This window comes from Marinomonas gallaica, assembly GCF_049821165.1.
Classification (GTDB): Bacteria; Pseudomonadota; Gammaproteobacteria; order Pseudomonadales; family Marinomonadaceae; genus Marinomonas; species Marinomonas gallaica.
Window position 1 is genome coordinate 605,352 of the sequence record NZ_CP187511.1, and the last position, 20,355, is coordinate 625,706.

At 48.9% G+C, this 20,355-nt stretch carries 17 protein-coding genes; 8 read left to right on the forward strand and 9 right to left on the reverse strand.

Annotation, left to right across the window (positions count from 1 at the left end; all coding sequences use genetic code 11):
- Positions 1–30: 30 nt before the first annotated feature.
- The 3 genes from aroE to ACPUEK_RS02860 all read right to left on the reverse strand — a co-directional run bounded on the left by aroE (position 31) and on the right by ACPUEK_RS02860 (position 2,484).
- Positions 31–831, reverse strand: a complete 801-nt coding sequence (gene aroE, locus ACPUEK_RS02850; RefSeq protein WP_067035344.1) for a shikimate dehydrogenase — start codon at positions 829–831, stop codon at positions 31–33.
- Between the two features lie 39 nt (positions 832–870).
- Positions 871–1,797: an oxygen-dependent coproporphyrinogen oxidase gene (hemF, locus tag ACPUEK_RS02855; RefSeq protein ID WP_425642270.1), complete on the reverse strand. Its 927-nt coding sequence runs from the start codon at positions 1,795–1,797 to the stop codon at positions 871–873.
- 84 nt (positions 1,798–1,881) lie between these two features.
- Complete coding sequence (locus tag ACPUEK_RS02860) at positions 1,882–2,484, reverse strand: TetR/AcrR family transcriptional regulator (RefSeq protein WP_082866181.1); 603 nt, start codon at positions 2,482–2,484, stop codon at positions 1,882–1,884.
- A 158-nt stretch (positions 2,485–2,642) separates the two neighbouring features.
- On the opposite strand from ACPUEK_RS02860, the gene ACPUEK_RS02865 reads away from it, so the two are divergent.
- The 5 genes from ACPUEK_RS02865 to ACPUEK_RS02885 all read left to right on the forward strand — a co-directional run bounded on the left by ACPUEK_RS02865 (position 2,643) and on the right by ACPUEK_RS02885 (position 8,884).
- The gene (locus ACPUEK_RS02865; RefSeq protein ID WP_425642271.1) at positions 2,643–4,493 is read left to right on the forward strand and encodes a DUF3413 domain-containing protein; all 1,851 of its coding nucleotides are present in this window, start codon (positions 2,643–2,645) and stop codon (positions 4,491–4,493) included.
- Positions 4,494–4,660: 167 nt separating this feature from the next.
- A complete protein-coding gene (locus ACPUEK_RS02870; protein WP_425642272.1) occupies positions 4,661–5,620 on the forward strand; it encodes a dihydrodipicolinate synthase family protein in 960 nt (319 codons plus the stop codon).
- Positions 5,611–6,552 carry a proline racemase family protein gene (locus ACPUEK_RS02875; protein WP_425642273.1) on the forward strand — a complete coding sequence of 314 codons (942 nt, stop codon included), beginning with the start codon at positions 5,611–5,613 and terminating at the stop codon, positions 6,550–6,552. The genes ACPUEK_RS02870 and ACPUEK_RS02875 overlap by 10 nt, the downstream gene beginning before the upstream one ends.
- The gene (locus ACPUEK_RS02880; protein ID WP_425642274.1) at positions 6,552–7,814 is read left to right on the forward strand and encodes an NAD(P)/FAD-dependent oxidoreductase; all 1,263 of its coding nucleotides are present in this window, start codon (positions 6,552–6,554) and stop codon (positions 7,812–7,814) included. The genes ACPUEK_RS02875 and ACPUEK_RS02880 overlap by 1 nt, the downstream gene beginning before the upstream one ends.
- 50 nt (positions 7,815–7,864) lie before the next feature.
- On the forward strand, positions 7,865–8,884 hold the full coding sequence (locus ACPUEK_RS02885) for an Ldh family oxidoreductase (RefSeq protein ID WP_425642275.1): 1,020 nt from the start codon (positions 7,865–7,867) through the stop codon (positions 8,882–8,884).
- Positions 8,885–8,953: 69 nt separating this feature from the next.
- Here ACPUEK_RS02885 and ACPUEK_RS02890 read toward each other — a convergent pair whose 3' ends face one another.
- A complete protein-coding gene (locus tag ACPUEK_RS02890; RefSeq protein ID WP_425642276.1) occupies positions 8,954–10,504 on the reverse strand; it encodes an aldehyde dehydrogenase (NADP(+)) in 1,551 nt (516 codons plus the stop codon).
- A 128-nt stretch (positions 10,505–10,632) separates the two neighbouring features.
- A complete protein-coding gene (locus ACPUEK_RS02895; protein WP_425642277.1) occupies positions 10,633–11,301 on the reverse strand; it encodes a GntR family transcriptional regulator in 669 nt (222 codons plus the stop codon).
- A gap of 259 nt (positions 11,302–11,560) precedes the next feature.
- On the opposite strand from ACPUEK_RS02895, the gene ACPUEK_RS02900 reads away from it, so the two are divergent.
- The gene (locus ACPUEK_RS02900; RefSeq protein ID WP_425643049.1) at positions 11,561–13,039 is read left to right on the forward strand and encodes an NAD-dependent succinate-semialdehyde dehydrogenase; all 1,479 of its coding nucleotides are present in this window, start codon (positions 11,561–11,563) and stop codon (positions 13,037–13,039) included.
- Between the two features lie 117 nt (positions 13,040–13,156).
- Here the strand turns inward: ACPUEK_RS02900 and ACPUEK_RS02905 are convergent, their stop codons facing one another.
- Positions 13,157–13,366, reverse strand: coding sequence for a TonB-dependent receptor domain-containing protein (locus ACPUEK_RS02905; protein WP_425642278.1), 210 nt, complete (start codon positions 13,364–13,366; stop codon positions 13,157–13,159).
- 386 nt (positions 13,367–13,752) lie between these two features.
- Here ACPUEK_RS02905 and ACPUEK_RS02910 point away from each other — a divergent pair, with 386 nt between their 5' ends.
- Both ACPUEK_RS02910 and gabT read left to right on the forward strand, forming a co-directional pair.
- On the forward strand, positions 13,753–15,219 hold the full coding sequence (locus ACPUEK_RS02910; RefSeq protein WP_067035376.1) for an NAD-dependent succinate-semialdehyde dehydrogenase: 1,467 nt from the start codon (positions 13,753–13,755) through the stop codon (positions 15,217–15,219).
- Between the two features lie 196 nt (positions 15,220–15,415).
- Positions 15,416–16,693: a 4-aminobutyrate--2-oxoglutarate transaminase gene (gene gabT / locus ACPUEK_RS02915; RefSeq protein ID WP_067219028.1), complete on the forward strand. Its 1,278-nt coding sequence runs from the start codon at positions 15,416–15,418 to the stop codon at positions 16,691–16,693.
- Between the two features lie 118 nt (positions 16,694–16,811).
- Here the strand turns inward: gabT and ACPUEK_RS02920 are convergent, their stop codons facing one another.
- From ACPUEK_RS02920 to ACPUEK_RS02930, 3 genes are all read right to left on the reverse strand, one after another.
- A complete protein-coding gene (locus ACPUEK_RS02920) occupies positions 16,812–17,729 on the reverse strand; it encodes a sugar kinase (RefSeq protein WP_425642279.1) in 918 nt (305 codons plus the stop codon).
- A 54-nt stretch (positions 17,730–17,783) separates the two neighbouring features.
- Complete coding sequence (locus ACPUEK_RS02925) at positions 17,784–19,229, reverse strand: mannitol dehydrogenase family protein (protein WP_425642280.1); 1,446 nt, start codon at positions 19,227–19,229, stop codon at positions 17,784–17,786.
- 74 nt (positions 19,230–19,303) lie between these two features.
- Positions 19,304–20,353: an Ldh family oxidoreductase gene (locus ACPUEK_RS02930; RefSeq protein WP_425642281.1), complete on the reverse strand. Its 1,050-nt coding sequence runs from the start codon at positions 20,351–20,353 to the stop codon at positions 19,304–19,306.
- Between the last annotated feature and the right edge of the window lie 2 nt (positions 20,354–20,355).

Here is a 20,355-nt window from a genome sequence, read left to right on the forward strand (position 1 = left end):
GGTGAGTTTATGATTTTAAAACTGAAAGCCTTACATCTCAGCGCGAAGTTTCTCAATCACGGGAGCTTGCTCTGGGCGTTTATGAAGCCATAAAAAGAACGCTTCTGCGGCTTGCCCAACCAACATACCAAGACCGTCCGCGCCTTGCGCACCACGGGCAAAGGCCCATTGCATAAAGACCGTCGGTTCAGCACCGTACACCATATCGTACACCCAGGTTTTATCGCTCACGAGGCTGTCTTTTAGTGGCGGTAGTTCGCCCCCTAAGCTAGCCGACGAGCCATTGACAATGATATCAAACGGCCCTTCAAGGTCATCATAGCTTGAGTAATCGCAACTAAACTGCAATGCCAACTCTTCCGCCTTGGCCACCGTACGGTTCGCAATGGTAATAATGTCGGGATTTTGCGCCATCATCGGACCCAAGACTCCGCGTACCGCACCGCCTGCGCCCAACACCAAGATACGCTTATCTTTAAGCGGTTGCTCAAGTACTTTGACAATGTCTCGTACCATGCCAGCGCCATCTGTGTTGTCACCGTATAACTCACCGTTTTTGCCCATCATCAAGGTGTTCACAGCACCGGCTTGTTCGGCGCGTTTGCTCAGTTTGTCACACATATCAAAAGCACGCTGTTTAAACGGCACGGTGACATTTAAGCCTAGGCCGCCGTCAGCAAAGAAGTCACGCACTTGCTGCTCGAAGCCTTCTAAGTCGCCCAGAATCTTAGTGTAATTCACGGACAATTCTGTTTGTGCGGCAAAAGCATGATGAATATCTGGAGACTTGCTGTGTTCTATTGGATTACCAATTACTGCGAGCTGTTCCACTGTACACCCCAATCATTGATCTAGTTATGCTTATGAAAATTAGGCGCGACCTAGCCAATCGCGACCCGTTAAGTAGTAATCCGTTAATGCAGCTTCTGGGCTGCCTGCTTCTGGCTCATAGCCGTAAGTCCATTTCACTTCTGGTGGCAAAGACATCAGTATTGATTCTGTGCGCCCCGCGCCACTTTGCAAACCAAAGTGCGTGCCACGGTCAAATACTAAGTTAAATTCTACATAGCGACCACGACGATGTAATTGAAAATCGCGTTCATGTTCGCCAAATGGCGTATTTTGATGTTTCGCTAAGATCGGTTCGTACGCTTCAATGTAGCCATCACCGACGGCTTGCATGAGAGCAAAGCTTTCATCGAACGGTAACTCATTGAAATCATCAAAGAAAAGACCACCAATGCCGCGGTGCTCTTGGCGATGTTTTAGGAAGAAATATTCGTCACACCACGCTTTAAAGCGGTCGTAATAGTGTTCGCCAAATGGCGCTAACGAGTCGAACGCGTGTTGGTGCCATTGGATACAGTCTTCATCATCACCATAATAAGGGGTCAGATCAAAACCACCACCAAACCACCAAACCGGGTCTAAGCCTTCTTTGTGAACAACGAATAAACGGACATTGGCGTGCGATGTGGGAGCGTAAGGATTACGCGGATGAATAACAAGCGAAACGCCCATGGCTTCAAAGCTACCACCGGCCAGTTCTGGACGATCGGCCGTGGCTGACGGCGGGAGTTTATCACCACGAACGTGGGAAAAGTTAACGCCCCCTTTTTCGATCACGTCACCTGACAGCACTCGAGTGCGGCCCATGCCGCCGGTGTCACGCTGCCACGCATCTTCATGGAAACGAGCACTGGGTTCAAATACTTCCAGACGCTGACAAATGCGATCTTGCAGGCCCATCAAATACGCTTTGACGGTGTTGATCTTATCCTCGGTTAATGCGCTCACAATTTGGCTCCAATCCGTATGACATAAATTGGAGCCATTCTAACATTGTTCAGCGCGTACACTGAACGCTCTCGCTGGATAAGATTAAATGCGATCGACGAGGTTACGCCATGGGGCAACCGCTTGTTCAAAGCACTCTGACTGACCGGTAGCACGTACCAGCACCGAGGCACCATGCATGCTGGCCAAGATTTGGCTGGCATATTGGCGGGATTCTTCGGTCGGCATCCATTCTTTTTTCATATAGGAGATAACCGTAGCGAGCCAGTCGTACTTCATTTCATAAAATTCAGACATGGCTTCCAACGTTGCCTCGTCGAGTAGACTTTTCTCCACCGCCAAGACCGTACAAAGGCTGACGTACTCTTCGTCAATCACTTGCAGCTTAAAATCGTCAATAAACTTATTCAGTGCTTTCTGCGCGGCTTGACGTTTTTTCTTCGGTAATACCAAACGCTCGGCGTAATCATCTCTATAGCGGCGCATGACCGCTGTGCATAGATCACCTTTGGTCGGGAAATGATAATGCACACTGGCACTTTTAATCCCCACTACAGCCGCTAAATCACGAAAGCTCATAGCCTTGTAACCTTGCTTTAGCATGGCCTCAAGTGCCGCATCAAGAATCGCTATCTTGGTCGTATTAACCGCTTTGTTTGGCGCTTCCAACTTTGACTTCATATCCATCGTGCGTATCCATGTTTAAAACTAATCAATTGATAGATCTATTTTTAACCTATCGCTACGTCAGACGCTATAGGGAAATATGGAGAGACAGTTTAAATGAAACTTTATGAGCAGATGCTACAATGCGCTGTTTTTTTATTTTGAGCGAAAAATATTGTATGAAACACCTTGATTACCAACCCATGCGATCCATCAGCTGGAGCTTAAGGCTGGGTTTTGTCTGCTTAGCATTTGGTTATTTAATTGCTTTACGTTATCTTGCTGGCGTAGCGTGGCCTGACTCCTTTCTTGGTGCTGTTTATCTGACAACCGCTTTTGTCGGGCATTTCGCCTTCTTAGCGCTCATCGCTTGGTGCAGCGTCATCTTGCCCACGGCGTTAATTATCCCCAATCTGAAACTCGCCAAGGTTCTGATCACGCTTGAACTGGGCGCGTTACTCTTGCTTCTCATTGTGGACACCTTTGTATTCCAACAATACCGCTTTCACCTAAACATGTTTCTCTGGAAGCTGATCCTTAATGATACCAATAATGAGATCTTCGCTTTTTCCAATACCATGAAGGCCTTGGCTGTGATGGCCATTGCGTTGGTAATGGCGATATTGTTCTTTATCGGTCAAAAGCTCGCACAGCCCAAAAAATCATGGCCACATGTACGCCTCATCTCAGCACTTTTGGTAGTCTATTTAAGCGCAAACCTCATTCATATCTGGGCCGATGCTCAATATATTCAAAGTCTCACGCGCTATAATCGCAATCTGCCCGTCTATTACCCAGCGACCGCGACCAAGTTTATGGCGAAACATGGCTGGCTCAATGAAGAGGCGCAACAAGCCAATGCTTCGTTGTCGATGAATAAACAAAATGCCAGTATTCAATACCCGCTGAATCCGCTGCGAGCGGCCCCATTAACAGCACCGATGAATGTCCTGATTATCGCGGTGGACTCTTGGCGTGCCGATGAAATGAACGCAGAAGTGTCGCCAAACATTTGGGATTTCTCGCAAAGAAGCATGCGCTATAACGCGCACTTTAGCGGAAGTAATTCGACACGCGCTGGGATATTTTCGCTGTTTTACGGTTTACCCAGTGTTTACTGGGATGCCATGTTTGCCAACAAACAAGGCCCCGTACTAATACAACAGCTCAAAGACAACGACTATCAATTTGGCATATTTACCGCCGCGACCCTAACTAACCCAGAGTTTGACCGTACTGTATTTCGCGACGTCGATAACTTGCGCCTAACCTCTGAAGGCGATACCCCTATTGCGCGAGACATTGATCTCACAGAGGATTGGCTACAATGGATCGATCAACATCAACAACAAGGCGCTGATAAACCTTTCTTCGGTTTCTTATTCTACGATGCCCCTCATGGCTACTCGATAGATGACTCATTGCCTGCGCCATTCTTGCCAGAAGAAGACATTAACTATCTGGTACTGGATAATGATTATGATCCCACCTTGATCCGTAACCGCTATCGCAATGCCGTTTACCAAGATGACAAATTGATCGGGCAAGTCCTCAGCGACTTGCAAGATAAACAGCTGTTAGACAACACCATTGTCATCATTACCGGCGACCATGGGCAAGAGTTTAATGATACAAAGCACAACTACTGGGGACACAATAGCAACTTTGCGGCCCCTCAAACCCATGTCCCCTTTATCATGCACTGGCCTGGGCAAACAGCAAACGAAATCGCTGTAGAGACCTCTCACTTTGATATCGTACCAACACTATTGCATCGCGCTTTGAGTGTGACTAGCCCTGAACGAGACTACTCTATGGGTGGTAACTTACTCGCTCCAGTACAGAAGAACTGGCGCCTGGCGGGTAGCTACAGCTCCTTTGCGGTGATTTCTGAAGGGCTTATTATCGTCTCCAGTTTAGACGGATCCATGCACATCTATGATGAAAACATGCATGAGGTCTCTTCCGCCGCACTCGACTATAGTGTGTTATCAAAAGCTATGGACGAAATGAAGCGCTTTTATAAATAATCAAATTTCTATCTGTACAGGGACGTACACTTAAACCTGATTTCTGCTCTCTCCATTAGATTCACTCCCAGATCGTTTATTTTATAAGCAGTCTCTTCTTGGTATTGACGTACATCCTTGGTTAATTGTATTTTGGATACAAAATACAATTAACCAAGGAGCTCGCGATGAATACACAAGTCTTTCACGGTGTCATACCAGCGTTGATGACGCCTTGCCAATCCGATCGAACCCCAGATTTTGATGCGTTAGTCGAGAAAGGTCATGAGATGATCGCGGCAGGTATGTCAGCCGTGGTGTATTGTGGCTCGATGGGCGATTGGCCACTGTTGAGCGATGCTCAGCGCATGGAAGGAGTGGAGCGCTTGGTTCAAGCGGGCATTCCAGTGATTGTTGGAACCGGTGCGATCAATACCCAATCCGCCGTCGCACACGCTGCCCATGCTGAGAAAGTCGGTGCAGCGGGACTGATGGTGATTCCACGAGTACTGTCCCGTGGTAGCGTGATTGCGGCGCAAAGACATCATTTCAAAGCGATTTTAGACGCTGCTCCGAGCATTCCGGCCATTATTTACAACAGCCCTGTCTATGGTTTCGCGACCAAAGCCGATTTGTTCTTCAGTTTGCGTGCAGAGCACCCTAATTTAGTAGGCTTCAAAGAATTTGGTGGCGACGCAGACTTACGCTATGCGGCAGAAAACATCACCTCGCACGATAACGATGTTTTGTTAATGGTGGGCGTGGATACTGCGGTTTACCACGGTTTTGTGAACTGCGGCGCAGTGGGTGCGATCACTGGTATTGGCACAGCACTGCCGAAAGAAGTTTTACTGTTGGCTCATTTATCTCGTAAAGCCGCTCAAGGCCATGCGGAGGCCCGCCTACGTGCAAAAGAGTTAGAAGAAGCCATGGGGGTGCTCGCCAGTTTCGACGAAGGTCCAGAACTGGTCTTATTCTTTAAATACTTACTGGAACTTAACGGAGAACAAGCCTATCGCCTACACTTTAACGCAACAGATGAGCTGAACAGCGCGCAAAAACATTACTGCGAACAACAATACGCACTGTTTAAAGCGTGGTTCAAGAATTGGTTCAAACAAGGTGGGGTAATCAAGGAATGCTGGTAATCGACAGTCATACGGAAGGTGAGCCTACGCGCGTCATAATAGAAGGTGGACCAGATCTTGGGAAGGGAACACTTGCTCAAAAAGCGCAGAAATTAGCGACAGATCATCAAGATTTTTACCGCTCTTTGGTCGTTGAGCCCTATGGTCAAGAAGCCATGGTGGGTGCGTTATTGGTGGAACCAAACGACCCAAGCTGCGTGGCTGGGGTCATTTACTTTGATGCGGCAGCGGTCATTGGAATGTGTGGTCATGGCACCATTGGCGTTGCCGCAACCCTCGCACACATGGGAAAAATAGGGGTCGGTAGCCATCGTCTTGAAACGCCAGTGGGCATCGTTGAAGTGACCTTGAACGATGCCCATACCGTGACACTGCAAAATATTCCCAGTTACCGTTTTCAAAAAGGTGTTGTTCTGGATGTTGCCGAGGTGGGCACGGTGATCGGCGATGTGGCCTACGGTGGTAACTGGTTTTTTATTGTTGATCAAAGCCCCGTGACTGTACACCCGAACAATATTCGCCAATTAACAGAAGCCAGTATCAAGGTTCGCGACGCTCTGTACGCCAAAGGGATAGAGGGCAAAGAGGGTGGCGTTATTGACCATATTATCTTTTATGGGCCAGCGTTAGATCCGGCCCATCACAGCCGAAACTTCGTGCTATGCCCTGATAATGCTTATGACCGCTCGCCATGCGGTACTGGCAGCTCAGCACGCTTAGCCTGCTTAGCCGCTGATCAATTACTGGCACCTAAGAATGAGATGTATCAAGAAAGCATCATTGGCAGTGGCTACACTTTAAGCTATCAATTTGCCTCGCCCGATCATCCTAGCCATGCGGTCATCCCGCGTATCACTGGACAAGCCTTTGTGACGCGCGAGTCGAAAATAATGGCTAACCCTAATGACCCCTTGCGCCATGGAGTGCCTTAATGACCCGATCAATGCCTTCCGTTCAGCAAGCCGACATCATTATTATTGGCGCAGGCGTTATCGGCATCAGCATTGCTTTACAGCTGCAGCAGCAAGGCAAACAGGTTTTGCTGCTGGACAATCAAGATCCTAACGCTCGTACGTCCATTGGTAACGCAGGGGCATTTGCCTTTTCAGACATTATTCCGCTCGCTACACCCGGCATTATGGCAAAAGCGCCTAAATGGTTGGTGGATCCACTAGGTCCACTGTCGATTCCCGCATCCTATGCCTTGCCGATCTTACCATGGATGCTGCACTTTTGGCGTGCCAGCTGGGCGGATCGTTACCAGAGTTCTCTGACCGCACAAGCAAGCCTAATGCAGCTGTCTAAGGCCGCTCTCGATCGTCAGGTACTCACCACCCATGCCGAACACCTAATTCGCCACGAAGGTCAATTACAACTCTACCAAGGCCAAGCTGAATTTGAAGAGTCGTTATCCGGTTGGCGAACACGACAAGAACACGGTGTTACTTGCGAGCTGCTCACAAACCAAGCCGACATCGCTGACATTCAACCGGGGTTAGACAGTAGCTTTACCCATGCCGGCTTTACACCGGAATGGAAAAACACCACGCACCCTGAGGCATGGCTGAACCATTTATCGCGCACCTTTTTCAGTGGGCCAGGCCAAGTGCTTCATGATCATGCGTCATCACTGAAGTTGAAGGACAATGGCGTGCATATAAAAGGCCAGAAGAACGACTATTTCGCCCCACAAGTTGTCGTATCGGCTGGCGCATGGTCTAAGGCCTTAGCCACCTCAATTGACGACAGTTTGCCATTAGAAACTGAGCGTGGGTACAACACAACGTTGCCAGCAGGGGCGTTTGATTTGCGTACCCATCTCATCTTCAGCAACCACGGTTTTGTCGTCACAAAGGTCGGCGAGCAAATCCGTGTCGGGGGGGCGGTAGAATTAGGCGGCTTGGCGCTTGCCCCCAATTATCGTCGCGCTAAACTACTGCTTGATAAAGCCACTCAGTTTCTCCCGTCACTCAATCCAACAGGTGGCCAACAATGGATGGGGTTTCGTCCGTCAATGCCAGACAGCTTGCCGGTGATCAGCCCATCAGGTCAGTCTAAACGCGTTGTCTACGCCTTTGGCCATGGCCATTTAGGGCTCACGCAGTCCGCTGGAACGGCCGAATTGGTCTGTGACCTGTTGCTTGGTAAATCCCCGCGTATCGATTTAGCGCCTTTTTCAGCGCAACGCTTTTAACTTAACACCTTGCGCAAAGGCGCAAGTAAGCCCCAATAATAGGAATGACTATGAGCGAGCAAATCACCTTATCACTGGATGATATCCGCACATTGAGTGAAACCATTCTAGTGAGCAATGGCTTTAACCAAGCCCACGCCAGTGCCATTACGGACATTATCTACACCAATCAAATCGGCGATTGCCACTCTCACGGTTTGTACCGCTTATTTATGTGCGTCGAAAGTATCCGCTCTGGACGCGTTGACGGCACAGCAGCACCAACCATCATAGATGCGGCACCCGCGGTAGTTCGAGCCAATGCCAATGACGGTGTGTCGTTACTGGCGATGCAAGCGGCCATGCCATTGCTGATCGAGAAAGCCAAAACAAACGGCATCGCAGCCTTAGCCATCAACCGTTGTTTTCATTTCTCCGCTTTATGGCCCGAAGTAGAAAAGCTGTCCGAAGCGGGTTTAGCAGGGATGGCCATGCTGCCGAGTCATGCTTGGGTAGCACCGGCGGGGGGGCGTCGCGGTTTGTTAGGCACTAATCCGTTTGCTTTCAGCTGGCCGCGTCAGGGAAAATCACCGTTTACCTTTGATTTTGCCACCAGCCAGTTCGCCAGGGGGGAAATTGAACTGTACCGTCGTGCTGGCAAAGCGTTACCTGAAGGTGTGGCGATCGATAAAGAGGGGCAGCCCACCACCGATGCTGAGGCCGCGATGGACGGCGCCATGCTGACTTTTGGGGGGCACAAGGGCTCGGCGCTGTCTTTGATGATTGAATTGATGGCTGGGCCTTTGATCGATGATCTGACCAGCAAAGAAAGCATGGACTTTGCCGAAGGCAAACCTGAAGCGCCGTATCATGGCGAAATCATTTTAGCGTTCGACCCAACTCTATTAAGCGGCGGACGCGCACTGGAAAACAACGATCGCGCTGAACGTTTATTTGCCGACGTCATTGATCAGGGTGCGCGCTTGCCTTCTCAACGTCGACAAGCGGCTCAAGCGTATAATCTGGCGCGCCAAGCGGTTGAGATCCCTAAAACGCTGTACGACGATTTATTGGCGTTGAAGCAAACCTAGTCGCTTTCAACAAAAGCGGTTCTAAGGCTCAAAACGGCACGCTAAGCGTGCCGTTTTTGTTGATGGGCATTACATAAAGTCATCGTCCATCAGCGGTGCGAACATTAGTTCCTCTGGTAACAAAGCGCTAGGAATGTCTTGATAACACACGGGACGCAAGAAGCGTCTAATCGCTAGGGAGCCAACAGACGTCGCGCCAAAGTTTGTCGACGCGGGGTAGGGACCGCCATGCACCATGCTGTCACATACTTCAACGCCTGTAGGGAAGCTATTGGCCAGCACACGGCCAGCCTTGCGCACCAAGGTGGGCATTAGACGTTTCGCATCATCATGGTCCGCGTCCTCCACGTGCAGTGTGACCGTCAGCTGACCTTCAAGTTGCTGAGCAATCTGCTCAAACTCCGCCAAGGAGTCGGCGACAACCACAATGCCTAATGGACCAAATACTTCATGAGACAAGCGTTCATCTGCTAACCATTGCTGAGCTGTTGTCGTGTATAAATACGGCGTAGCAGAACGGTCTTGACACTCTGTTGCTAAAATCTCTTGGGTATTATCGCTGGAGGCAATGCGCTGTTGACCCGCACGATAGGCCTCAGCAATGCCATCGGTTAACATGGTTTGAGTGGGTACATAAGACAATGCGGCACTGGTTTTAGTGACAAACTCATCGGCTTCGCTGCCAGCCATGACCACCGCTACGCCAGGGTTGGTACAGAACTGACCTGCGCCCATACAAAGGGAGTTGGCCCAACCTTGCGCCAGTTCGCCAGCTCGCTTCGCCAACGCATTAGGGTAGAGAAACATGGGGTTAATTGATCCTAGCTCGCCAAAGAATGGTATTGGCTCAGGACGTTGCGCACAAAGATCATAGAGCGCACGACCTCCGCGTAAGGAGCCAGTGAACCCCACTGCTTTGATCAATGGGTGTGTCACCAGCGCTTCGCCCATGGCAAAGCTGTCACCGCTGTCTTGGATTAAGCTAAAAACACCGGCTGGCATGTCACACTTCTCAATCGCGGCATGAATCGCTTCGGCCACAATTTCCCCTGTACCGGGGTGTGCAGGGTGACCTTTGACAACAACCGGACAACCCGCGGCCAGTGCCGACGCCGTATCACCGCCTGCTGTCGAAAATGCCAGCGGAAAGTTGGACGCGCCAAACACCGCCACAGGGCCAATCGGCACTTGCATCATTTTCAGATCGGCACGGGGTAGCGGTTGGCGATTGGGTAAAGGTGAATCAAAACGGCGGTCTAAATACATGCCATCAAGAATATGTTCGGCAAACATACGTAATTGACCACAAGTACGGCCTCGTTCACCCTGCAAACGCGCTTCCGGCAATCCCGTTTCGCTGGTACCAATAGCCGTAATCGCATCGGCTCTGGCATCGATTTCATCAGCAATGGTGTTTAAGAATTTTGCGCGATCCAGTCGGTTCTTTTCGTTATAGACATTAAACGCATCTTCTGCTGCTTGAACCGCAACCTTGACGTCTTCGATTCGGCCTTTGGAGTAAGAATGCGCACTGCCACTGGCCGGGGAGGACAGGAAATAGTCCTGTGTATCGACCCACTGTCCAGCAATGAGATGTTTACCGTGAGGTTTGAACGTCATAGAGCACTCCGTTTTCCAAACAATGAAACTGTATTTTGTATCCAATTTCATTGTTGATGAAATAACGCTATGACACAAGGGGAGTCTTACAATTTAGCGTACTAGACAACCATCGTCATGACGTGACGCTATGCAGACTCACGCTTTTTCTGTACCCAGTCTAAAACCTGTTGTTTGGTATTTATCAAATGGGCACGTAGCATCTCTGTCGCACTCGCCACATCTCTTGCTCGAGCAAACTCTAACAAAGATTGATGGTCTGAGCGCGCTCGATGGTTGGTGATATCAATGTGCAGTCCAACGTAGCGACTGGCTTGCAAAGTCACACGCTCTAACAAAGCTTCGGTCAAATGACGACCCGCCGCTCGGTATAAACATTGATGGAAAAGCGTGTTTAAAGGTCCCCATTGTGCGACGTCGCTCTTTTCATAGGAGGCATCCATTTCTTCAAGCAGTGCTGCGCACTCGGTAAAATCTTGTTCTGTCATCTTAGGAATCGCGTGCTGGAATAGAGCCACTTCCAATTGGATGCGTAAATCAAAGATCTCGGCGATTTCATCCAAAGTATGCTTGGTCACCGTGGCACCACGATGATTTTGAAACACCACTAAACCTTCTGCATCCAAACGTTTCAAGGCTTCTCGAACTGGCATGCGAGAAACATCGTATTCTTGCGCGAGTAATTCTTGGCGAATCAAAGCCCCTTCTTCTAAATCGCCAGAAAGAATACGTTGGCGTAGATCTGCAACAATCACATCAGGCAGGCTTTGTCTTACAACTGCACGCTTTGGGGCCAAAAGGTGTCTCCTTTCATTATCATTCTGACAGGTAATAAATCGATTATACCTAATAATACGTCGAACAACGCTAGTGTTCTGATTGGGTGTCACCAGAGTATTTACTCTTTTCTTCATTATGGTTTCATTTTTCTTAAGCAAATACTGCCCTAATAAAGCGCTATATTGAAACCAGCCGTAGGAATCGACCCTACAGAAGTCACCAAGCGTTCAAGTTAAAAGCTTAAACGCACTAACTCACTATGAGTCTGGAGCAATGATGAATATCACTCTCGCACAACCAAACTTATTGAGAAACCAATCTTACATCAACGGCCAATGGGTCCCAGCGGATTCAGGTAAGACCTTTGCTGTGACTAATCCCGCTAATGGCGAGACCATCGCCGACCTTGCCGACTGTGGTGCAGATGAAACCACACGCGCCATTGAAGCCGCCGATGTAGCGCTCACGACGTGGCGACGCAAAACTGCCAAAGAGCGCTCCCTGATCTTGCGTAAGTGGCATCAGCTTATCTTGGACAACCAAGAAGACTTAGGCAAAATTATGACGCTTGAACAGGGTAAGCCGTTAGCCGAAGCGAAAGGCGAGATCTTGTACGGCGCATCATTCATAGACTGGTTTGCCGATGAAGCGCGTCGTATTTATGGTGATGTCATACCAACCTTTGCGGAAGGTAAGCGAGTACTTACTATTAAACAGCCTGTTGGAGTGGTTGCTACGATTACTCCGTGGAACTTTCCAAATGCGATGATCGCTCGTAAAATTGCACCCGCATTAGCCGCTGGTTGTACGGTGGTCGCTCGCCCATCCAAAGAGACGCCTTTGAGTGCGTTAGCACTGGCTGAATTGGCCCACCAAGCAGGCGTACCTGAGGGTGTCCTCAATATCATCGTCGGCAGTAGTTCAAAAGATGTGGGTGGCGTGATGACGAGCCATCCAACCGTTCGCAAGCTAAGTTTCACTGGCTCAACGCCTGTCGGTAAGGCGCTTCAGTCGCAGTGCTCTGACACCGTAAAACGCACATCGATGGAGCTAGGCGGTAATGCGCCGTTTATTGTCTTTGACGATGCTGACATCGATGCCGCCATTGATGGCTTGATGGGCTGTAAATTCCGTAACGCCGGCCAAGTGTGTATCAGCGCCAACCGTATCCTAGTGCAAGACGGCATTTACGATGAGTTTGCCGACAAGCTGACTAAACGCGTTGCTGAGCTAAAAACAGGCAATGGCCTTGAAGAAGGCGTTAAAGTGGGCCCTTTGATTAATAAAGGCGCCGTAGAGAAGGTAGTCGAATTGGTCGATGATGCCGTGAAGAAGGGCGCACAAGTGACTGTCGGCGGACATGATTCTGAGCAAGGTGACGAGCGCTACTATCAGCCCACCGTATTGACCAATGTAACCGACGATATGGATGTGTTTTCCACCGAGATCTTTGGTCCCGTTGCCGCACTCTACCGTTTCAAGACAGAAGACGAAGCGATTGAACGTGCTAACAATACCCCATTTGGTTTAGCGTCTTACTTCTATTCCCAAGGGTTTAGCCGTATTTGGCGTGTTTCAGAAGCCTTAGAATACGGCATGGTCGGCATCAACGAAGGTGGTATCTCTACCGAAGTCGCACCCTTTGGTGGTATCAAAGAGTCAGGTAGCGGTCGCGAAGGCTCGAAATACGGCATCGAAGACTATGTCGAAATCAAATACCTGTGTATGGGCGGTATACAAGAAGACGCTAAATAAGTGTCACGTCTATCCCATAATAAGAAGGCGAGCCAATTGGCTCGCCTTCTTATATAGATCCCATTTACCACCGACCCTTCGCTGACGATTTGTCATGATGTAAAACCGATACTTTTGTTAACAAAGAATTGAACAAACATTGAAGCTCGTAGACTCCATACGGTCTTGGCGCACATTCCCTGTGAACAACCAATCTCCCACCGTAATCATATCCTGCAAATATAGACCTAGGGTTTTGGTGGTGTTTTCACGGAAGGCGGGGAAGCCTGGATTGGGCGCGTTAGTCGCAATAGGAATACCACGGTAGGGCACTAACTCTTGATGCATGAAATGAAACCAAAATAAATAACCATTATCATTTAAAAGCAAATATCATTTTCATTTAAATCAATTAGTCTTTCGCTTTAAAAACAGACAAACGCTAAACACGCCCTTTTGATGCTATCGAAAAAATACCTGACTATAGATTGGTCAACTTCATGGCTAGATTACAATTTGAATGTCTCGTCCCATCACTATTTACCGGCTTAAAAAACGCGGCCGTGTATGGCTTATCTTTGCCTGAACGCAGTAGTAATTTCTAATGTTTGAATAACATCAAACAAAGCATTGATAGCTTCCCATTTTTTCCGCCCTATAGTTCTCCTACTATCCAATCATTACGGACAAATAGTGTCCGAACACACATACCTCATTATGAGTCTGGAGTTATTATGCAAGTAACATTAGCTCAACCAAACCTACTGAAAAGCCAATCATTCGTGAACGGTGAGTGGGTTGCGGCTGATTCTGGTAAAACCTTCGCAGTGATCAACCCTGCAACGGGTGAACACATTGTTGATGTAGCAGATGTTGCGGCAGACGAGACAACGCGTGCTGTCGAAGCGGCGAATGCGGCGCAAAAAGCATGGCAAGGTAAAACAGCAAAAGAACGTGCGATGTTACTACGCAAGTGGAATCAGCTGATTCTTGATAACCAAGAAGACCTGGCTAAGCTAATGACTCTAGAGCAGGGCAAACCGTTTGCTGAAGCGAAAGGCGAAGTGCTGTACGGCGCGTCGTTCATCGATTGGTTTGCCGACGAAGCACGTCGTTTATACGGTGAAGTGATTCCGTCTTTCGCCAATGACAAGCGCGTGTTAACTATCAAGCAGGGTGTGGGCGTTGTGGCAGCGATCACGCCTTGGAACTTTCCAATTGCCATGATTACGCGTAAAGCCGGTCCTGCACTTGCAGCGGGCTGTACGATCGTTATCAAACCATCAGAAGAAACACCTCTGTGTGCCTTGGCGCTTGCCGAGTTGGCGCATCAGGCGGGCATCCCAGCGGGTGTTCTGAACGTGGTAGTGGGTACCGACGCTAAGGCGATAGGCGGCGTACTGACTGGCAATCCTATCGTGCGTAAATTGAGCTTTACTGGCTCAACACCAGTAGGAAAACTACTACTCTCTCAATGCGCACAAACGGTAAAACGCACCTCCATGGAGCTAGGTGGCAACGCACCTTTCATCGTATTCGATGACGCTGACCTTGATGCAGCGGTAGAAGGCGCGATTGCTTCCAAATACCGCAACGCCGGCCAAACGTGTGTGTGTGCCAACCGTATTCTTGTTCAAGACGGTGTTTACGATGCCTTTGCTGAGAAATTGGCAAAACGTGTTGCGGAATTTAAAACCGGTAACGGTTTTGCAGACGGCGTAAACATCGGTCCTTTGATCAACAAAGCAGCGGTTAACAAGGTTGAAGAGCTTGTTAACGATGCGGTGAGCAAAGGCGCAAAAGCATTAATCGGTGGCGCAAAAGCAGAGCAAGCAGGCGAGCAGTTCTTCGAGCCAACCATCCTAACGGGTGTAACACCCGACATGACCATTTTCTCAAGCGAGATCTTTGGCCCTGTGGCTCCGTTGTTCCGCTTTAGCACAGAAGATGAAGCTGTTGAGATGGCAAACAATACCCCATTTGGTTTGGCATCTTACTTCTATTCCCAAAATATCGGCCGTATTTGGCGTGTTTCCGAAGCGTTGGAATACGGCATGGTCGGTGTTAACGAAGGCATTATCTCCAGCGAAGTTGCGCCATTTGGTGGTGTGAAAGAGTCTGGCAGTGGCCGTGAGGGTTCCAAGTACGGTATCGACGAGTACGTGGAAATTAAATACCTATGCATGGGCGGCATTAACTAAGCCACCCGTAATGCCCGCCAGTGTCATTGACGCGCGGAACGTTTGACCGTCTATTGTCGCAGCACCGCCCTGTAGGGCGTCCATGCCCTAAAGGGGCGGATCGCCCATCCATGGGCTTATTGCTTGCGACAATAGACAGCCAACATGACCTAAGCACATGACATTGCTCGCACCTAATTAAGAGAGATCGAGACAAATGAACAACGCTAGCTTACAAGAACGCAAAGTAAATGCCATCGCACGTGGCCAAGGCAACATGGCTCCTGTGTATGTAGACCGTGCCCTAAACGCTGAAATTTGGGACGTTGAAGGCAACCGTCACATCGACTTCGGTGCGGGTATCGCGGTAGTGAACACGGGCCACAACCACCCGAAAGTGAAAGCCGCAGTCCAAGCACAAGTTGAGCGCTTCACCCACACGTGTGTCATGGTGAGCCCATACGAGTCAGCTGTTGCTCTTGCAGAAAAACTAAACGCTGCCGCACCTGGTAACACGCCGAAGAAATCTATCTTCGTAACGACGGGTGCAGAAGCGGTTGAGAACTGTGTGAAAATCGCCCGTGCTTACACGGGTCGTCCGGGCATCATCGCGTTCAACGGTGGCTTCCACGGCCGTACCAACATGACCATGGGTCTAACAGGTAAAGTAAACCCTTACAAAATTGGCTTTGGTCCATTCCCAAGCGACATTTTCCACGTGCCGTACCCAAATGAGTACCTAGGCATTACTGAAGAGCAAGCACTTGCTGACCTGCAAATGCGTTTTACGTGTGACATTGAGGCGTCTAAAGTAGCGGCGATCATCATCGAGCCAGTTCAAGGCGAAGGTGGTTTCTACATGGCGTCAGCAAGCTTCCTACAAAAGCTACGTGCGGTATGTGATGAGCATGGCATTCTATTGATCATGGATGAAATCCAAGCAGGTTTCGCCCGTACTGGTACGATGTTCTGCCACGAACAATCTGGCGTCGAAGCGGATCTTATGACGGCAGCAAAAGGCATCGCAGGTGGTTTCCCCATCGCAGCGGTAGTGGGTAAAGCAGACATCATGGACGCGCCAATTCCTGGTGGTCTTGGCGGTACTTACGGTGGTTCTCCAGTAGGTTGTGCAGCGGGTCTTGCAGTATTCGACGTGATCGAAGAAGAAAACCTATGCGAACGTGCTAATCAAGTGGGCGCGCGTTTTGTTGAGCACCTAAAAGGTCTACAAGCGGAATACCCACACATCATTGGCGACGTGCGTAACGCTGGCGCCATGATCGCAGTTGAATTCGTTCACGACGGTGACGTAACTAAGCCATACCCAGAGCTAGCGAAAGGCCTATCGGCAAAAGCCGCTGAAAATGGTCTAGTACTGCTTTCTTGTGGTATCCGCGGCAACGTTATCCGCTTCCTACCAGCATTGACGATCGAGATGGAGATCATTGATGAGGGTATGGACATCTTCAAGCGCATCTTTAAAGAGCTTGTGTAAGATGTCAGTTTTAACGGTTTAGTCCACCTAGACTTCCGTTTACAAGACAAGCCCTCCAGGTTGAATGTCTTGTTTTCAGCCGCTGCCTCACAAGGGCAGCGGCTTTTTTATGTGCGCTTTACGCTAAGTTTAATAGATGCTCGGGGACAATCGCGCCACGGTGCTGTATGACTTGTGCTGCAATGTTATGCGCAAGCTTGGCGCTGTCGGCTTTACTCTTGCCTAACGCTAAGCCGGCTAAATAGCCGCCGTTAAAGGAATCACCCGCACCCGTTGTGTCCAGTGGACGAATGCCTTCCAGCGAGGGGACAAGCTGTTCTTCTGAGGCAATTAGACAGCCTTCTGCGCCTTTTTTAACGATGACTTCCTGTGCGCCTGCTTGCTTCCAAAACGCAACCACATCACGGTCTGTATGCAGGTCATTGAGCAGTTGCTCGTCGTCAAGGGTTGTCATTACCGTGGCTTGGGTAGCTGAGACCAGATCTTGCATGGCAGACGATGCCTCTTTGGCACCTTGCCACAGTTTAGGGCGGTAGTTCGGATCAAACACTACGCTGACATGCGCCGCTTTTAATGCATTGACCAGCTTCATGCGTGCTACCGGCGTCAAGATCGCCAAAGAAATACCAGACAGATACACCATTTGATAGTCACTTAACGAAGCTAATAGAGCATCGCCTTCATCGCCATCAAACATGCGCTTAGCCGCCGATGTTTCACGCCAATAGGTAAAACTGCGTTCACCATCGTCATCATTTGATACAAGGTATAACCCCACCTTGCCATCCTCAAGGCAACGGATCGAGCCCGTATTCAAATCAGCGGCGCTGAGTGCATCAATGAGTTTATGACTGAGCTCATCTGTACCTACTGCAGTTATATAGCTCACATCTGCTTGGTTATTTAATAGCTTCTTTAAGTAATAAGCCGTGTTGTAGGTGTCACCGGCGTAATTTTTAATCAAGTTGTTAGGGGTATCGCCTGTTGTTAGCTCGATCATGCATTCACCGATGCAGGCAATTTTTATGTTGGACATATGAGAACTCCAAGCATAGCCGCTTAATCTGAGGTTAAGCGGCTATGACAATGTCTAAGAAGAGAGGGAACTGAGTGTTGGCTGTAAAGGCGACTGCTGCAGCTGTGTGACTAAGTAACTGATTCGTTCACACAATGCCGTGTCGTCAGCCAAGAGTGCAGGAAAAATGTCTGTCATAGCCAGCAAAGACGCGACTTTTTCTACCGTATTCTCGCTCTGACTGATCGCAGCGAACACAGTAGTTTCTAACGGGTCATTTATCGAGGTCTGCGCTTGTTGATGTTGCATAACATACAGCATCCAGCCCGCTAGCCCAAGCTCTGTCGCTTGTCGAGCCATACCTTGCTGCGACAAATCGCACCAGCCTTGCAACCAACGCTGTGGCAATTTTTGCGATCCATCCATGGCAATTTGTTGTAAGCGATGCTGCAAACTGTCATTTTTAAAGCGTTGAATCAAGGCAGAGCAGTAATTTTCTAATTCTTGTTGATCAAACGATGGCAGGGTCGGCGAAACTTCTTGCATCATATAGAAACGCAGAAACTGTTCAATCGCAGGATCGGTCATCGCTTGAGCGACAGTTTCATAACCTGCAATAGGACCCAAATACGCCAACAGTGAATGGCTACCGTTGAGCATACGCAACTTCATCATTTCGTATGCAGACACGTCAGCGACCATCTGCACACCAAACGCCTCCCACTGTGGGCGACCTTGTGGGAAGTTATCTTCTACTACCCATTGGCTAAACTGCTCACACTTTACCACCGTCGGGCTATCGATCCCGGTGTCTTGTTTGATCGCTGCAAAATCCGCCTCGGTCATAGCAGGCACAATACGGTCCACCATCGAACTTGGGAAAGCCACCTGCTGCTCTATCCATGCCGCGAGCTCAGCATCAAACGCTTTAGCAAAGCTCACCACCGCCGTTTGCACGCGTTTGCCATTGTGGGGCATGTTGTCACAACACAGTACGGTAAAGGGCTCAAAACCCGCTTCTCGGCGCAAACGCAAACCTTGGACCAATAACCCGATAATCGTCTTTGGACTCTCTAGGTTCGCCAAGTCATGTTGGATATCCGCATTGTCCGTTTGCAACTGACCTGTCGCAGGCGATAGAAAGTAGCCTTTTTCTGTCACTGTCATCGTGACAATCTTGGTATGTGTATCCGCCAGACGCTGCACCAACGCTTGTCGGCCCATTGCATCACCTGCGAATAACGCTTCTTTCATGGCGCGAATTTCTCGCACTGTGGCGGTATTCTGATCAGCGTATTCCACCACATGAAACACATTGTTGGCCTCATTTAATTGCTCAACCAATGTTACATTAGAGCGGATATTCGCACTGACCAACGCCCAATCACCACCACATTTGACTAAGGTGTTTTCGATATAAACCGCTTGGTGGGCACGATGAAACGCCCCCAAACCAATATGAACGATGCCAGCTTGATGCTGTTCAGGCGTAATAGGGCTTGTTACTGTTGTTATATTCATAAAATTAATTAACTTAGTCTATGAAAGAAAGATCGACTATAAGGTGAAATTACGAGGCTCTACACAACAACGCTCTAAAGTGCTTTGGGAAACTCTAGACCTGCCAGAGCGGCAGACTCTTGCAGGCGAGTTAAAGTTTCATCGTTCATTCGCACGCCTTGAATTTGAGACTGCTTAGCACAAGATAACCCAAATTGTCCTGGCACTCGCACAGGCTTATCCGCTTCTCTTGGACGAGATGCTAGGCACAATTCGTTTAGCTTATCCATTTGTCGCTTAAATGCATCCAAGCCTGCAAATGCATTAGGATCAATCAATTGGATGTAGACATTCCCACCCCAGCGTGCAACATCATCTGCACGACCATGACCAGATAACCCTTGGGTAAGCATTTCAACCATCATGCTAAAGCAGTAACCTCTGTGGCCATAATCCGTACCACCTATTGGAAGTATTGCACCTCCATCATTGATAACACTTGCATCAGTCGTCGCTTCTCCGTGCTTGTCTTGAAGCATAGGAAAAGGCATATCAACTCCTGTATTAAGATGCTCTCTCACTTTAGAAAAAGTACAAATAGAGGTTACCGTATCAATAATTACAGGGTCACCATTAGTAGGGTAGCCAATAGCCCATGGGTTGGGGGTTAGTACAGGATCAATCCCCCCAAATGGCGCAACCAATTTACCGGCGGGATCAGAAGTCGTTACAATACAAACTAGGCCTCTATCAGTGGCAAGTTTAATGTAAGTTGATAAGCAGCCAATATGATGTGCACGATTGATCGATGCTGTTACCACTCCATGCTGATTGATACGTGCAAATGCCTCTTCCATGGCTTTGTTCATCATCCAGATACCTGGCATATAATGCGCGTTCCAAACGAATGTAGAGCCCGTGTCATTGACCACTTCGATATCATCTGACTCTTGCATTTTTCCAGCCTCTAATTCTGGAATATAGTAAGGAATTAAAGACAAACCATGAGTGGTAAATCCTAGTTCATCACTTTGTATCAATAATTCCGCTGTAACACTAGCTTGCTCATCGGACATGCCATATTGACTAAGCAATTGCGAGCCTAATGATTTAAGTTCATTGCGATCAAAATACGTAAAATTCATGT

What these genes read in the sequence shown, in the direction of transcription:
- ACPUEK_RS02860 (WP_082866181.1), bottom strand. Translation starts at nt 2,484, where the DNA reads ATGGATATGAAGTCAAAGTTGGAAGCGCCAAACAAAGCGGTTAATACG.
- ACPUEK_RS02865 (WP_425642271.1), top strand. Translation starts at nt 2,643, where the DNA reads ATGAAACACCTTGATTACCAACCCATGCGATCCATCAGCTGGAGCTTA.
- ACPUEK_RS02870 (WP_425642272.1), top strand. Translation starts at nt 4,661, where the DNA reads ATGAATACACAAGTCTTTCACGGTGTCATACCAGCGTTGATGACGCCT.
- ACPUEK_RS02875 (WP_425642273.1), top strand. Translation starts at nt 5,611, where the DNA reads ATGCTGGTAATCGACAGTCATACGGAAGGTGAGCCTACGCGCGTCATA.
- ACPUEK_RS02880 (WP_425642274.1), top strand. Translation starts at nt 6,552, where the DNA reads ATGACCCGATCAATGCCTTCCGTTCAGCAAGCCGACATCATTATTATT.
- ACPUEK_RS02885 (WP_425642275.1), top strand. Translation starts at nt 7,865, where the DNA reads ATGAGCGAGCAAATCACCTTATCACTGGATGATATCCGCACATTGAGT.
- ACPUEK_RS02890 (WP_425642276.1), bottom strand. Translation starts at nt 10,504, where the DNA reads ATGACGTTCAAACCTCACGGTAAACATCTCATTGCTGGACAGTGGGTC.
- ACPUEK_RS02900 (WP_425643049.1), top strand. Translation starts at nt 11,561, where the DNA reads ATGAATATCACTCTCGCACAACCAAACTTATTGAGAAACCAATCTTAC.
- ACPUEK_RS02905 (WP_425642278.1), bottom strand. Translation starts at nt 13,366, where the DNA reads ATGCATCAAGAGTTAGTGCCCTACCGTGGTATTCCTATTGCGACTAAC.
- ACPUEK_RS02910 (WP_067035376.1), top strand. Translation starts at nt 13,753, where the DNA reads ATGCAAGTAACATTAGCTCAACCAAACCTACTGAAAAGCCAATCATTC.
- gabT (WP_067219028.1), top strand. Translation starts at nt 15,416, where the DNA reads ATGAACAACGCTAGCTTACAAGAACGCAAAGTAAATGCCATCGCACGT.
- ACPUEK_RS02920 (WP_425642279.1), bottom strand. Translation starts at nt 17,729, where the DNA reads ATGTCCAACATAAAAATTGCCTGCATCGGTGAATGCATGATCGAGCTA.
- ACPUEK_RS02925 (WP_425642280.1), bottom strand. Translation starts at nt 19,229, where the DNA reads ATGAATATAACAACAGTAACAAGCCCTATTACGCCTGAACAGCATCAA.
- ACPUEK_RS02930 (WP_425642281.1), bottom strand. Translation starts at nt 20,353, where the DNA reads ATGAATTTTACGTATTTTGATCGCAATGAACTTAAATCATTAGGCTCG.